The 13,699-nt window shown below is 59.2% G+C and carries 17 protein-coding genes; 13 read left to right on the forward strand and 4 right to left on the reverse strand.

The genetic code is table 11. From position 1 onward, the window contains the following. Nucleotides 1-273 precede the first annotated feature (273 nt). The 7 genes from ACR0J2_RS13820 to ACR0J2_RS13850 all read left to right on the forward strand — a co-directional run bounded on the left by ACR0J2_RS13820 (nucleotide 274) and on the right by ACR0J2_RS13850 (nucleotide 6,080). Nucleotides 274-1,455, forward strand: a complete 1,182-nt coding sequence (locus ACR0J2_RS13820) for a phosphoserine transaminase (RefSeq protein WP_480812926.1) — start codon at nucleotides 274-276, stop codon at nucleotides 1,453-1,455. A 59-nt stretch (nucleotides 1,456-1,514) separates the two neighbouring features. Beyond that, nucleotides 1,515-3,110, forward strand: coding sequence for a phosphoglycerate dehydrogenase (serA, locus tag ACR0J2_RS13825; protein ID WP_480812927.1), 1,596 nt, complete (start codon nucleotides 1,515-1,517; stop codon nucleotides 3,108-3,110). Between the two features lie 118 nt (nucleotides 3,111-3,228). Next, nucleotides 3,229-3,966, forward strand: a complete 738-nt coding sequence (locus ACR0J2_RS13830) for a metallophosphoesterase family protein (RefSeq protein WP_480812928.1) — start codon at nucleotides 3,229-3,231, stop codon at nucleotides 3,964-3,966. Nucleotides 3,967-4,069: 103 nt separating this feature from the next. Next, the gene (gene serB, locus ACR0J2_RS13835) at nucleotides 4,070-4,948 is read left to right on the forward strand and encodes a phosphoserine phosphatase SerB (RefSeq protein ID WP_480812929.1); all 879 of its coding nucleotides are present in this window, start codon (nucleotides 4,070-4,072) and stop codon (nucleotides 4,946-4,948) included. 42 nt (nucleotides 4,949-4,990) lie between these two features. Continuing rightward, nucleotides 4,991-5,320 (forward strand): ArsR/SmtB family transcription factor, encoded by a 330-nt coding sequence (locus ACR0J2_RS13840; protein ID WP_170614139.1) that lies wholly within the window; start codon nucleotides 4,991-4,993, stop codon nucleotides 5,318-5,320. Beyond that, nucleotides 5,308-5,736 (forward strand): SRPBCC family protein, encoded by a 429-nt coding sequence (locus ACR0J2_RS13845; RefSeq protein ID WP_170614140.1) that lies wholly within the window; start codon nucleotides 5,308-5,310, stop codon nucleotides 5,734-5,736. The genes ACR0J2_RS13840 and ACR0J2_RS13845 overlap by 13 nt, the downstream gene beginning before the upstream one ends. A 23-nt stretch (nucleotides 5,737-5,759) precedes the next feature. After that, the gene (locus tag ACR0J2_RS13850) at nucleotides 5,760-6,080 is read left to right on the forward strand and encodes a YciI family protein (RefSeq protein WP_170619302.1); all 321 of its coding nucleotides are present in this window, start codon (nucleotides 5,760-5,762) and stop codon (nucleotides 6,078-6,080) included. A 5-nt stretch (nucleotides 6,081-6,085) separates the two neighbouring features. Here the strand turns inward: ACR0J2_RS13850 and ACR0J2_RS13855 are convergent, their stop codons facing one another. Next, nucleotides 6,086-7,084 carry an asparaginase gene (locus ACR0J2_RS13855; RefSeq protein WP_480812930.1) on the reverse strand — a complete coding sequence of 333 codons (999 nt, stop codon included), beginning with the start codon at nucleotides 7,082-7,084 and terminating at the stop codon, nucleotides 6,086-6,088. A 180-nt stretch (nucleotides 7,085-7,264) separates the two neighbouring features. Between ACR0J2_RS13855 and ACR0J2_RS13860 the strand changes: the two genes are divergently transcribed. The 5 genes from ACR0J2_RS13860 to ACR0J2_RS13880 all read left to right on the forward strand — a co-directional run bounded on the left by ACR0J2_RS13860 (nucleotide 7,265) and on the right by ACR0J2_RS13880 (nucleotide 10,786). After that, nucleotides 7,265-7,798, forward strand: coding sequence for an invasion associated locus B family protein (locus ACR0J2_RS13860; RefSeq protein WP_170614143.1), 534 nt, complete (start codon nucleotides 7,265-7,267; stop codon nucleotides 7,796-7,798). A gap of 171 nt (nucleotides 7,799-7,969) precedes the next feature. Then, a complete protein-coding gene (locus ACR0J2_RS13865; RefSeq protein WP_170679265.1) occupies nucleotides 7,970-8,134 on the forward strand; it encodes a hypothetical protein in 165 nt (54 codons plus the stop codon). Nucleotides 8,135-8,280: 146 nt separating this feature from the next. Next, nucleotides 8,281-8,658, forward strand: coding sequence for a lysozyme inhibitor LprI family protein (locus tag ACR0J2_RS13870; protein ID WP_170679751.1), 378 nt, complete (start codon nucleotides 8,281-8,283; stop codon nucleotides 8,656-8,658). A gap of 79 nt (nucleotides 8,659-8,737) precedes the next feature. Further along, the gene (gene rlmN, locus ACR0J2_RS13875; RefSeq protein WP_480812931.1) at nucleotides 8,738-9,925 is read left to right on the forward strand and encodes a dual-specificity RNA methyltransferase RlmN; all 1,188 of its coding nucleotides are present in this window, start codon (nucleotides 8,738-8,740) and stop codon (nucleotides 9,923-9,925) included. A 261-nt stretch (nucleotides 9,926-10,186) separates the two neighbouring features. Beyond that, entirely contained in the window at nucleotides 10,187-10,786 is a 600-nt protein-coding gene (locus tag ACR0J2_RS13880; protein WP_480812932.1) for a cytochrome P460 family protein, read from the forward strand. A 7-nt stretch (nucleotides 10,787-10,793) separates the two neighbouring features. On the opposite strand, the gene ACR0J2_RS13885 is transcribed toward ACR0J2_RS13880, so the two are convergent. Then, nucleotides 10,794-11,138 (reverse strand): hypothetical protein, encoded by a 345-nt coding sequence (locus ACR0J2_RS13885; protein ID WP_480812933.1) that lies wholly within the window; start codon nucleotides 11,136-11,138, stop codon nucleotides 10,794-10,796. Next, nucleotides 11,135-12,061 (reverse strand): DnaJ C-terminal domain-containing protein, encoded by a 927-nt coding sequence (locus ACR0J2_RS13890; protein WP_480813127.1) that lies wholly within the window; start codon nucleotides 12,059-12,061, stop codon nucleotides 11,135-11,137. The genes ACR0J2_RS13885 and ACR0J2_RS13890 overlap by 4 nt, the downstream gene beginning before the upstream one ends. 151 nt (nucleotides 12,062-12,212) lie before the next feature. Here ACR0J2_RS13890 and ACR0J2_RS13895 point away from each other — a divergent pair, with 151 nt between their 5' ends. Continuing rightward, a complete protein-coding gene (locus tag ACR0J2_RS13895; protein ID WP_170679273.1) occupies nucleotides 12,213-12,596 on the forward strand; it encodes a hypothetical protein in 384 nt (127 codons plus the stop codon). On the opposite strand, the gene ACR0J2_RS13900 is transcribed toward ACR0J2_RS13895, so the two are convergent. Then, complete coding sequence (locus tag ACR0J2_RS13900) at nucleotides 12,597-13,697, reverse strand: cystathionine gamma-lyase (protein ID WP_480812934.1); 1,101 nt, start codon at nucleotides 13,695-13,697, stop codon at nucleotides 12,597-12,599. Nucleotides 13,698-13,699: the final 2 nt, after the last annotated feature.

Raw genomic sequence — 13,699 nt, forward strand, 5'->3', positions numbered from 1 at the left:
GTCGACAACGCATACGGCGACAGAAACCTCATCTGCACATGCCCTCCAATGTCAGAATACGAAGAAGCCGCTGAGTGAAAGATAAAACCCCGCCAGCAAAATGGCGGGGTTTTTCGCCAATCGGAAACCTGCGTTCCAATTTGTGCCCTTTTTGGATGTCGTTTTCACCCAACGAAGCGTCTTTTCTGCTTGCTGCGGGTGCAAACTGACCATACCTCTGTCCGTGGGACACCCCTCCCCAACGAGGGGCGTGTATCTGGAAGGGTAATACAGATGACTATCGAACAACCGGCGTCGCTCGACGCCGTGCGCAAACCCGAACTGCGGCCGGCGAACCCGCGTTTTTCTTCGGGCCCCTGCGCCAAACCCCCTACATTCGAACTGAACAAGCTGGCCGACGCCGCACTCGGTCGGTCGCACCGGGCCGCTGTCGGCAAGGACAAGCTCAAGGCGGCCATTGAAGGCACGCGCGAAATTCTGGGTATTCCGGCCGACTACAAGATCGGCATTGTTCCCGCTTCGGACACCGGCGCGGTTGAGATGGCGCTCTGGTCGCTGCTGGGCGAACGCAAGGTCGAGATGCTGGCATGGGAGAGCTTTGGCGCGGGTTGGGTGACCGATGTGGTCAAGCAGCTGAAGATCGACGCCGAGGTCAAGACTGCGGATTACGGTCAGATTGTTGATCTGGCGACGGTCGATTTTGCCAATGATGTGGTGTTCACTTGGAACGGCACGACTTCGGGTGTGCGGGTTCCGAATGGCGACTGGATTGCGGATGACCGTCAGGGCCTGACGATCTGCGACGCGACCTCGGCAGCTTTCGCGATGGACCTGCCGTGGGACAAGCTGGATGTGACCACCTTCAGCTGGCAGAAAGTGCTGGGCGGTGAGGCGGCGCACGGGATGCTGATCCTGTCGCCCCGCGCGGTCGAGCGGTTGGAAAGCTATACACCCGCCTGGCCTCTGCCCAAGATTTTCCGCCTGACCAAAGGTGGCAAGCTGACCGAGGGCATCTTTACCGGCGCCACGATCAACACGCCGTCCATGCTGGCGGTCGAGGATTACCTGTTCGCGCTGGACTGGGCGCGCTCGGTCGGCGGGTTGCAGGGGCTGATGGCCCGTGCGGATGCCAATGCCGGTGCGGTGCACGCGTTCTGCAAACAGAATGACTGGATTGCCAATCTGGCCGAGGACGCGGCGACGCAGTCGAATACTTCGGTCTGTCTGAAGTTCACCGACGCGCGCATTCAGGACGGAGCGGGTTTCGCCAAGGCTGTGGCCAAGCGGCTTGAAGCCGAGAATATCGCGCTGGATATCGGGGCCTATCGCGACGCGCCTTCGGGCCTGCGCATCTGGTGCGGCGGCACGGTCGAAACCTCGGATATCGAGGCGATGCTGCCTTGGCTGGCATGGGCCTTCGAGGCTGAAATCGCGGCGCAATCTGAGGCCGCCTGATCTTATTCACCGGGCCACATCCGGCCCGGACATCCAATACAATTCAAGGACCAAAGAATATGGCTCCCAAAGTACTCGTCTCTGACAAACTCAGCGAAACCGCCGTGCAGATCTTCCGTGATCGCGGCGTCGACGTGGATTTCATGCCTGACCTGGGCAAGGACAAAGACAAACTGGCCGAGGTGATTGGCCAATATGACGGTCTTGCCATCCGGTCGGCCACCAAGGTCACACCGACAATTCTGGAGAAAGCGGACAAGCTGAAAGTCATCGGCCGCGCCGGGATTGGCACCGACAATATCGACAAGGAAGCGGCCTCGAAAAAGGGCGTGATCGTGATGAACACGCCTTTCGGCAACATGATCACCACCGCAGAACACGCGATTGCAATGATGTTCGCCGTGGCGCGCCAAATTCCCGAGGCCAGCACCTCGACCCATGCGGGCAAGTGGGAAAAGTCCAAGTTCATGGGGATCGAGCTGACCAACAAGATCCTGGGCGTAATCGGTGCGGGCAATATCGGCGGCATCGTCTGCGAGCGCGCGCATGGGTTGAAAATGAAGGTCATTGCTTATGACCCCTATCTGAGCGAGGAAAAAGCCGACGCGATAGGAGTCGAAAAGGTCGACCTGGATCAACTGCTGGCCCGCGCGGATTTCATCACTCTGCACGTGCCGCTGACCGACCAGACGCGCAACATCCTGAGCCGCGAGAATCTGGCCAAGACCAAGAAGGGAGTACGCATCATCAACTGTGCCCGAGGCGGTCTGGTCGACGAAGAGGCGCTGGCCGAAATGCTGCAATCGGGTCACGTCGCTGGTGCCGCGTTCGATGTGTTCAGTGCCGAGCCTGCGAAAGACAATCCTTTGTTCAACCTGCCCAACGTGGTCTGCACGCCGCACCTTGGGGCGGCAACGACGGAGGCACAGGAAAACGTCGCGCTTCAGGTGGCCGAGCAGATCTCGAACTACCTGCTGACAGGCGCAGTCGAGAACGCGCTGAACATGCCCAGCGTTACCGCCGAAGAGGCCAAGATCATGGGACCGTGGATTAAACTGGCGGGTCATTTGGGCAGCTTCATTGGCCAGATGACGGATGAACCGATCAAGGCGATCAACATCCTTTACGATGGTGTCGCGGCGGAAATGAACCTGGCGGCGCTTAACTGTTCGGTGATCGCTGGGATCATGAAGAAGTTCAATCCCGAGGTGAACATGGTGTCGGCGCCTGTGGTTGCCAAAGAGCGTGGTATCAAGATCTCGACCACCAATCAGGACAAATCGGGTGCTTTTGACGGGTATATCAAGGTGACTGTCGTCACGGAAAAGCGCGAACGTTCGATCGGCGGAACCGTGTTCAGCGACGGAAAGCCGCGATTTATCCAGATCAAGGGCATCAATATCGATGCCGAGATCGGGTCGCACATGCTCTATACCACCAACGAGGACGTTCCGGGCATTATCGGTACGCTGGGACAGACCATGGGAGAGCATGGTGTGAACATCGCGAACTTTACGCTCGGCCGGTCCGAAGCTGGCGGCGAGGCGATCGCCTTGCTTTATGTTGACGAACCCGTCCCGGCCGAGGCACGGGCCAAACTGGCGGAGACCGGATTGTTCACGCAGATCAAGCCGCTGGAATTTGATGTGGCCTGACACCTGTTGAGAATCTGAGACGCACGGATACCCGCAGGTGCATTCCCGCGGGTATCGGCTTTATGAAAGTCGTCAATTGCGCCAGAACGTTCCCTGTGGTCGTCACCGGAGGATACCAATGACAATGCCAGTTTACGCAGTCGGCGATCTGCATGGGCAAGTGGCCGAGTTTGAACGGGCGATGCAACTGGTCGAGCGCGATGGCGGGCCGGATGTGCGCATCGTGTTTCTGGGGGACTATGTCGACCGCGGCCCGGACAGCCGGGGTGTGATCGAAAGGCTCATTGCCGGCCGCGGTGAAGGCCGGGACTGGATCACGCTGCTGGGCAATCACGACCGAATGTTCGCCTGGTTCATGGAGGATGTTCCCCGCCACGACCCCCATCTGCTGGTCGGGTACCACTGGCTGCACGAGCGCCTTGGCGGCATCGAGACCTTGCGCAGCTACGGGGTGGAGTTCGAGGATCGCCTCCGGCTTGAAGACCTGCACGCAATGGCCCGTGCGGCGGTTCCGAAGTCGCATGTGAATTTCCTGCGTGATCTTCTTGCCATGTACCAGACCCAACAGGTTGCTTTCGTGCATGCCGGCGTCCGCCCCGACGCGTCGCTGAGCGATCAGAACGAAAACGATCTGGTTTGGATCAGGCAGGCCTTTCATGCGCACAAGAAGCCGTATTCAAAGCTGATTGTGCATGGCCACACACCGGTAGACAGGGCGACCCATTACGGAAACCGGGTCAATCTGGACAGCGGCGCGGGCTATGGAAAAAGCGTGAGTGTCGCGGTGTTCGAAGGTCGAAGATGCTGGTTGCTGACGGATCAGGGACGCGTGGAACTTCAGGCACCTGTCGGATGACGGGCGGGCACGACCTGACCCAGCGGGGCGTGTTTTCGCAACAGCCTCTGGCCGAAACACTGTACCCGCGATTCTTCGCAGGTGAGCTTGCAGGAGATCGATTATGTTCATTGCCACTCTGTTGACCAGCCCCGAGACACGGACGCTGGACCAGGCTTTGGTCGAGTCGTTGCGCAATGCCTGGGGCGGCGGCGATATTCTGTGGCTCAGCCCGGATGAGGCGGCGGAATTCCCGCTGTCAGAGATGCCCGGAAATCGCTGGGACGTCTGGGCGGATTTGCAGCAGATGGGGGTCGATCTGATCGTGCAGCCAGCGGAAGGGCGGCGCAAAAGGATGCTGCTGGCGGACATGGACAGCACCATGATCCAGCAGGAGTGTATTGACGAACTGGCCGATGAGGCGGGTGTCGGTGAACGGGTCAAGGATATCACGGCTCGGGCTATGAACGGCGAACTGGATTTCGAAGGCGCGTTGACGGAGCGGGTCGGCCTGCTGAAAGGTCTTGATGTCGGCGTCATAGAGAAAGTTCTGGATGAACGTATTACACTTATGCCCGGTGGTAAGACCTTGTTGGGCACAATGCGGACAAATGGCGGTTATGCAGCGCTGGTCTCTGGCGGGTTCACCGCCTTCACCGCACGGGTCGCTGAACTGTTGGGCTTTGACGAAAACCGGGCCAATACGCTGCTGTTCGAAGACGGCAAGCTGACCGGAAAAGTCCAGCACCCCATCCTGGGGCGTCAGGCCAAGATTGAAGCCCTGGAGCAGGTCACCAGCCGCCTGGGCCTGGCCGAGGCCGATGTTCTTGCGGTGGGCGACGGGGCCAACGATCTCGGCATGCTGAGCCGCGCCGGAACCGGCGTCGCGCTGCACGCCAAACCGTCGGTCGCTGAGCAGTGCGAGGTTCGCGTCAACCATGGTGATCTGACGGCGCTGCTTTACCTGCAGGGCTACACACGCGCGGAATTCGTCACGATCTGATCGAGGCTTCCTTTTATTTAACGTATGTGTTAATTATGGGTCATGAACACGCTTCTGACCGCTTTTTCTGCCCTGTCCGACGCCACCCGCTTTTCGATCGTTGAACAACTGATGGAGAAAGGTGAGCTGCCCGCCGGTGATCTGATTGAAGGCCGGGGCATGTCCGGTGCCGCGATCTCTCGTCATCTCAAGGTTCTGCGGGAAGCCGGACTGGTGCGGCAACGGGTGAACGGCACTCAACGGATTTACTCAATCCAGCCCGATGGCCTGCGCGCGATTGCGGAATGGACCATTTCCAAGCGGCAGTTCTGGGAGGCCAGCCTCGACCGTTTGGGCGACATTCTTGAACAGGAGAATTCATGGCCGACCTGAAACTCGAACGGGAATTTCCCGTCAGCCCCGAAACCCTGTTTGCCTGGATCAGCGACGGCGCAAAGCTGTTGCGATGGTGGGGGCCGGAAGGCGTACACGTGCCCGAGCATGATCTGGACTTTTCACGAACCGGACCATGGTTCTCGGTCATGCAGAACGATGAGGGCAAACAGTTCAAGGTGTCCGGTCACGTGACCCATGTTGATCCGCCGAAGTCAGTTGGCTTCACCTGGGCCTGGCATGATGATCAGGACAAGCGCGGCGCGGAAAGCCACGTGACCTTTTCCGTTGCAGCGACGCAAACCGGGGCGCGACTGACCGTGGATCACCGCGAACTCGCGGATGCCGAGGCCGCAGCCAATCACGAGATGGGCTGGACATCGTCCCTGCGCAAATTGCAGGCCCAGTGCACGTAGGTTTTCAAAAAGGGAGGAGCGATATGCCCCAATATTTGTTTGTCTATCACGGGGGAACAACCCCAACCGACCCCGCCGAGATCGAGGCGACCATGGCCGCATGGGGTGCTTGGTTTCAGGGCATGGGCGATTCGCTGGATATCCCCGGCAACCCGGTGGGTCAGTCCTATACGGTCAGCAACAATGGCGTTGCCGATAATGGCGGCGCCAACCCCGCCTCGGGGTTCACGGTCGTTCGGGCCGACAGCATTGATGCCGCGACCGAAATGGCCAAAGGCTGTCCAATGGTCGTCAATGGCTCGGGCTCGGTCGAAGTGGCCGAGGTGCATGAAATCGAGATGTAGCGGGCTTAGCCGGGAAACCCCGGTGCTGGTCTGATCACGCCGCATTCCAGCCCACGGCGGCTGTATTGAATGGCGTTCATGAACTTGCGGGTGGCCGGGTGATCGGCCTCCAGCACACCGAGGCTGACCAGAATAGCAGCGATGGCGCACTCGCTGGCGCGGGTTGTGCCATCAGTGATTTTCAGCGCAACGCCCATTCGTTTCTCGGGGATGATGGCGACAAAAACCGCCTCGGCCCCGGTTTTGATTGCAGCGCGACCATTCATGGCGCGCATCAGTTCGGTACAGGCCCGGGTTTCGCCAGCAACCAGTTCAGGGTGCGCGATCATGGCCTCGGTCAGTTGGCGCGCGGCATCGCTGGCCCGGTCAGATCGGACCGCCGCCGAGGCGAACCAGGCCATCGACCGCGCCAGACCCGAAAGTGTTGTTGCGAAATTCGGGGCGGAACACCCGTCAATTCCAAAGGTCGGGCTGGATACACCCGTGGTTTCTTCAAAGGCCGCCAGGCAGGCCTGCTGAACCGGGTGATCGATTTCAAGATATTCCGGCCCGGCGCCCATATGCTGCGCCACCGAAAGGAACCCGCAATGTTTGCCCGAGCAGTTGTTGTGGATCTGGCACGGCGTATCATCGGCCAGGATCAACCCATCCCGCGCGGCCATGTCCTGCGGCTCTTGCGGGCCGCAGCGCAGGTCAGGCTCGGCCAGACCCAGATGATCCAGCCACGCCGACACACGATCAGTGTGAATCGCGGCACCGCTATGTGACGCGCAGGCCAACGCCAGATGTTCGCTGTTCAACCCGTATCTGGCTGAAGCACCCGAGGTGAGCAGCGGCAGAGCCTGGATCATCTTGGCAGACGACCGCGGATAGATAACCGCCTGCGGATCGCCCCAGCTTTTTACGATCTGGCCACTGTCGTCACAGATCACTGCATGGCCCAGATGCAGGCTTTCCAGCAGCGAGCCGCGCCACAGTTCTGTCATTGCCACGGGCTGCGTCATGTTATCCTCCGAAATTATGCGCAAATTTCTGCCAATCGCCCTTTCGCCTGTGGCGAAACCTGCGTTAGTGTGTGTATGTCGGCAATTATCGGAATGCGCAACATACGAGAGACGGACCATAAGGGTTCGCGGGCGCGTCCGATCGGTTTGGGGTATGGGTCGGGCTAGGAGGCTGGACAAATGGGATCAAGACTAGTCCGCGCAGTTGCGGGCTTGTGCATGGCCGGGATGGCAACAACCGCAACGGCCCAACAGGCAAGCAGCACCAACAGGGTTGCAGCAAAAACCGACTGGAGCGTTTTTGTCGAAAGCGATCCGACGGAATGCTGGAGCGTTTCTGCGCCAAGGGAAACGGTCAACACACGTGGCGGCCGAGTGGTTTCGGTGCGCCGCAGCGATATTCTGCTGTTTGTGTTCTTCCGCCCCAATGCCGAGGTTAAAGGGCAGGTCACGTTTACCGGCGGCTATCCCTTTGCGCCTGGATCGACGGTCAATCTGAACGTCGACGGGACCGAGTTTGAACTGATCACCGAGGGCGAATGGGCTTGGCCAGCAACTGAAGGCGAAGACCTTAAGGTGGTTGCAGCCATGAAGCGCGGCACCGAGGCGGTTCTGACAGCCCGCTCGGAACGCGGAACTCAGACCAAAGACACGTTCTCGCTGCTGGGGTTCACCGCAGCGATCGAAGACGCCGAGAAGCGCTGCACCAACTAAGCGCTCACTTCACGTTCATGCGGCCCCGTCATCCGGCGGGGCTTTTTCGTGAAAAGGTGCAATGCAGTCTTTTCCTTGACGCAACGTTCGATCCTGAACTTGATCCGCATCAAGGCAGGCTACCCGCTTTTTCTGAACTAATCGGTTCAGGAATTGAGAAGGAACCTGCCAATGCTGAACAAATCACTTGCCGCGCTGATGATGGCCGCGATGTTGCTGAGCGCGTGTGAAAAGACCGCCGAAACATACCCTGTGACCGGTGAACAATGTGGCCCGGAAGATCCCGTACAAACCTTGGACGCTGCGGATTGCGATATCCTTCCCCCGGGCGTTTGACGTATTCGCCTGATCTGAAACCCTGAAAGCGAAATGTACTTGTTTCGGTCGCATCGACATGGTCTTTGCGACCGAACTGCGATTGGGACGCCGGGAAAACACGTGCTACTGTGCCCTGATGTAAGGGTTCACATGTGGAAACGATGATGCGTTACGTCTTGATAGCACTTCTATTCTCATCCGCAGCGTTAGCCGACCCCAGCCTGGAATGCTCTGATGCAGGTTCGCAGGTTGAGATCGGGTCTTGCGTCGGGAAAATGGAAGAACGCGTAAACATGGCAGTGAAGGCCAGTTACGATTTTGCCATGCAGACAGCGGCAGAGTTGGATGAGGTGACAGGCCGCGTGGCCGCGCAACCCGCACTTGAGGCCGCACAAAAAGCTTGGACCACGTATCGCGATATGCAGTGTGACGCCGTAGGTGCGTCGTATGGCGGGGGGTCTGGAACCGGGATTGCCATCGCGTCCTGCCGCATTGATCTGGGTCGGGCGCGCGTGGACGAATTGCTGCGCATGGCAAATTAAGTCGCACGATTCCTTTTGATCTTTGCGCGCAATCCTATATAGAGGCGCATCCCAAGCCAGAATTCTTCGAGATAGCCACATGTCGCCCAAAGCGCCGATCACTCAGGATGTCATGACCATCCCCCGCAAATTGCCCGAAGGGAAGGTAAACCTTGTTGGTCTGACCCGTAACCGCTTGCGCGAGGTTCTGATCGAACACGGGACGCCGGAAAAGCAGGCCAAGATGCGCACCGGCCAGATCTGGCAGTGGATCTATCAATGGGGCGTGCGCGACTTTGCCGAGATGACAAATCTCGCCAAAGCCTATCGCGTGCAACTGGCCGAGCATTTCGTCATCGAGGTTCCCGAGGTTGTGACCCGTCAGGTGTCCGAAGACGGCACCCGCAAGTACTTGTGTCGCATCGCCGGCGGGCATGAGGTCGAAGTGGTCTATATCCCCGAAGAAGACAGGGGGACGCTGTGCATCTCGTCTCAGGTCGGCTGCACTCTGACCTGTTCGTTCTGTCATACGGGCACTCAGAAACTTGTGCGCAACCTGACCGCGGCCGAGATTGTAGGTCAGGTAATGATGGCCCGCGACGACCTTGAGGAATGGCCCGTCCCCGGCGCGCCCAAGGACGAAACCCGTTTGCTGTCGAATATCGTTCTGATGGGCATGGGTGAGCCGCTGTATAACTTCGAAAACGTCCGCGATGCGATGAAGATCGCCATGGATCCCGAAGGGATTTCCCTGTCGCGCCGTCGCATCACGTTGTCCACATCGGGCGTGGTGCCGGAAATTGCACGGACTGCCGAGGAAATCGGATGCCTGCTTGCGATCTCGTTCCACGCGACCACGGATGAAACGCGCGATGTGCTGGTGCCGATCAACAAGCGCTGGAACATCGAAGAGTTGCTGCAGGCGCTGGCCAGCTATCCAAACGCGTCGAACTCGGAACGGATCACGTTCGAATACGTCATGCTGGATGGTGTGAATGATAGTGACGAAGACGCGCACCGCCTGATCGACCACATCAAGCGCCATAACATTCCGGCAAAGATCAACCTGATCCCGTTCAACGAATGGCCCGGCGCGCCGTACAAGCGCAGCTCGAACAACCGTATCCGGGCGTTTGCGAATATCATCTATCAGGCGGGCTATGCCTCACCCATCCGCAAGACGCGGGGTGAGGACATCATGGCGGCCTGCGGGCAGCTGAAATCGGCGACCGAACGCGCGCGGAAGTCCCGCAAGCAGATCGAGGCCGAGGCCGGTCTGGGAACCTGACCCTGACACTTGCAACCCTGCCGGTCGCGAGAATTAATGTTCCCGCGCCTGTTCTTTATATGCGCGATTTGTTATGTTTCATCTTGTCAGCGCCCGGGGGGTTCACGCGTGTGCACAAGGCGGTGAAAGCCATGGACCGGTTGTGGCAGGTTTATTTGCGCCTGTTATGATCGAATCTGATGCAGGTGCGCTGAAACAAGGCAAGCCTTTTTCAACTCAGGTGGGTCATCCAGTATGATTGCACGTTACCAGATTCAGTTTTTGAAACCCCTCGTTTTCCTGATCATGGCAACGGCCCTGCCATCTTTCTCGGCGGCTCAGTCCAGTGATGAAGACACGCATCTGGCCATCGAGAACCCGGCGGATTTGTCGAAAAAGGATGCGCGCAAGTTCTATAAGTCCCTGCAAAAGCGTCTGGCGCGCGGGTACGCGGCTGCGCAGATGGATTTGATCCGGAACTATCAAAGCTGGCCGCTGTTCAACGATGCGCCTTATATCTCGGCCACACACGGTCAGCGCTATGTGAACAGCTACGCCAATCGCATGGCGCATAATTACGGAACCCTGCAAGAGGGCGAAGAGTTGCCGATGGGGTCGGTTCTGGCCAAAGACAGCATGACGGTCACTGATACCGGCAATCTGCACCCGGGTGCCATGTTCGTAATGGAAAAGCTGGCCAAAGGCGCCAGCCCTGAAACCGGCGACTGGCGCTATATCATGGTTATGCCGGACGGATCGCTTTTTGGTGACACGATGGGCGCTCGGTCAGAAGCTGTTTCCTATTGCCACGACTGCCACGAGGCCGTGGCGGATCGGGATTACACGTTTTTCGTGCCGGAAGACTACCTTGTGAACAACTGATCGCCGATCACCTGCGGCCAAACCGGGCGGACCCGATGACCTCTATCAGGGTTTGGCGCACCTGTTCGGGTTGGGTATCGACGGCATTCAGAACCTCGCGCAGTTCGGCGCGCAGGCAGTGCATCTGGTCGATCAGGGAAATCATCATCGACAGCGCGTCGGGCTCCATCTCGTATTGATCATGCAGTTCGCAGGCCAGTTCCAGACGGGCGACGTCGATGCTCTGGTAGACAAGCCCTTGCTCGGTTTGCTCGGGGATCACAATTTCAGCGGCCAGATAAACGGACAGCCGGTCCGGTGTCAGGCGGGCAATAGTTGCGAGCACCTCGTCTTCTGTCAGGTGTCGGGTCATGACGGCATCCCCTCGCGTGGATCGTATCGATGCGATTCCCGCCAGGTTTCCATGAAGGCCCTGAGGTCATCATCGACCTTGTCCGGCAGGGTCACGATCAGTTCGATTAGCTGATCCCCGCGCTCGGACGCACCCCGCTTTTTGACACCCTTGCCGCGCAGACGCAGGGTCTTGCCGCTGCTGGTCCCCGCCGGGACTCTGACGTTCACGCCACCGTCAATCGTGGGGGCGGGAACCTTGCCACCCAGAACCGCCTCGTCGATCGAGATCGGCAGAGTGATGTGGATGTCGTCGCCCTGCCGGTCAAAGACCGGATGCTTGGCGACCGAGATGGTGACAAGCGCATCGCCCGCAGGCCCCTGTCCATATCCGGGCGCACCCTTGCCGCGCAGCCGGATGGTCTGACCATCGGTGATGCCAGCGGGGATTTTGACCTCGATTCGATCACCATCGGGCAGGGTCAGCTTCTGACTGGCCCCGAACACCGCGTCCAGAAAGCTGACCTGAAGCGAATAGTTCAGGTTGTGACCGGGCGCGTGAAATTTATGGCTGCGGTGCTGGCCGCGCCCGCCGCGCCCACGCATGAACTCGGCAAAGATGTCGGACATATCCTCGGGGTCCCCATAAGACGCACCCGAACGATAGGGATTTCCTGCCGCCTCGGCATAGTCGCGGTAATATTGCTGTTGGGGTCTCTCCTGGCCCGATGCATCAATTTCGCCATTGTCATAGCGCGCCCGCGTTTCGGGGTCTTTCAGCAGATCATAGGCTGCTGCGGCAGCTTTGAACTTTGCCTCGGCTTTGGCGTCACCCGGTTTCAGGTCCGGGTGGCAATCCTTGGCAATGCGCCGGTAGGCTTTCTTGATATCAGCGGCGCTGGCGTCTTTCTGGACGCCAAGGACCGAATATGGATCGTCGCTCATCTCACTCTCGCGGGTCACGTCTGATCGTTGGGCTTGTTTTTTATCATGCGATTTCAATGCCCCGATTGGAAGAGGCTTTTGAAACCGCTCGCAAATTCCCGCAGGTCTGATAACATATGCATATTTCAGCTTGTTTTCTGACGGAGCCCCCATGACACGCAGAATAAAATCCGCACTGGCCCTTCTGGCGGGGAATGCCATCGGGTTGTTGATCGCCTCACTTCTGTTGTCCGGTTTCGCGATCCGGCCAATCTCGTTCATTGTCGTGGTGATCGTATTCACCCTTGTTCAGGTCGTGGCCGAACCGCTGATCCTGAAGCTGGGAGAGAAGAAAGCGCCCGCGCTGAAAGGCGGGATCGCGCTGATCGTGACCTTTGTAGGCCTTTTGGTAACTGATCTGGTGACGACGGGCCTGACGGTCGGCGGCATCTCCAATCTGCTGGCTGCAACTTTGCTGGTCTGGTTGGGGGCTTTGATCGCCAGCGTGGTGCTGCCGATCTACGTGTTCACAGAACTGCGTGAGCCCAAGAAGTAATCACAGCGCGTTCAGGCTTGCCTCGATGGCCTGCCACAGTTCCTCCACCGGCTCGCATCCGACCGACAGGCGGATGAAGGCAGGATCGACGGCGTCGCCCCACCGTGCGCGACGCTCGGCCGAGCTGTGGATGCCTCCGAACGAGGTGGCCGGGCGCAGCAATGGGCAGGCGTTGATGAAGGTTTCGGCGGTGTCCTCGCTATCCAGTGTCAGAGACAGCAGAAAGCCGAACCGCGCTGTTTGGGCCTGTGCCAATGCGTGTGACGGGTCATTGGACAGACCGGGGTAACGGACTTTTTTCACGGCCGGGTGCGCCGCCAGCCGTTCTGCCAGAACCTGTGCCGACGCGCACATGCGGTCGAACCGGACGTCCAGCGTTTCCAGCCCGCGGTGCAACAGCCATGCCTCATGAGGTCCGGGGATCGAACCGGAGATCTTCCGCCATTCCTCGACCCGCTCCATGATCTTGGCGTCGCGGCTGGCCACATGGCCCATCAGCATGTCGGAATGCCCACCCATCGCCTTGGTGTCCGAAGACACGACGACGTCGATGCCCAGATCCAGCGGGCGCTGGCCCAACGGTGTCAGGGTCGTATTGTCGGCAATGGTCAGCCCCCCGGCGGTGCGCACCTGCCCGGCTACGGCTGCCAGATCGATCATGTCCAGTCCGGGGTTCGAAGGGCTTTCGACAAAGACCACATCGAACCCATCAAAGCCGCCTTCGGCAAAGGCGGTGGTGGGACGTTCCTCGATCTTCACGCCAAGGCGTGAGAGGAACCTGTCCGCCAGCAGGCGCGTGACGTAATATCCGTCCGATGGGATCAGCAGGCGCGATCCGGCTTGCACGGTCGCAAACAACGCCGCTGATATTGCCGCCATGCCGGACGGAAAGCTGAGGCAGGGCGCGTCTTCCAGATGTGCCAGCACGTTCTCAAGATGTACCCATGTTGGATTGTCGACGCGTCCGTAGGTCGCGTGACCATCCGGCGGGCCCGGCAAGTGGAACATGCTGCTTTGCGTCAGCGGCAGCGCCACCGGCTCGCCCATTTTCAGGGCATTCCCGCGCAGGTGAAGCATTTCTCCGGTCTTTGGCGCCGTCATCC

The sequence above is a fragment of the Ruegeria sp. CG4 genome (assembly GCF_056537185.1).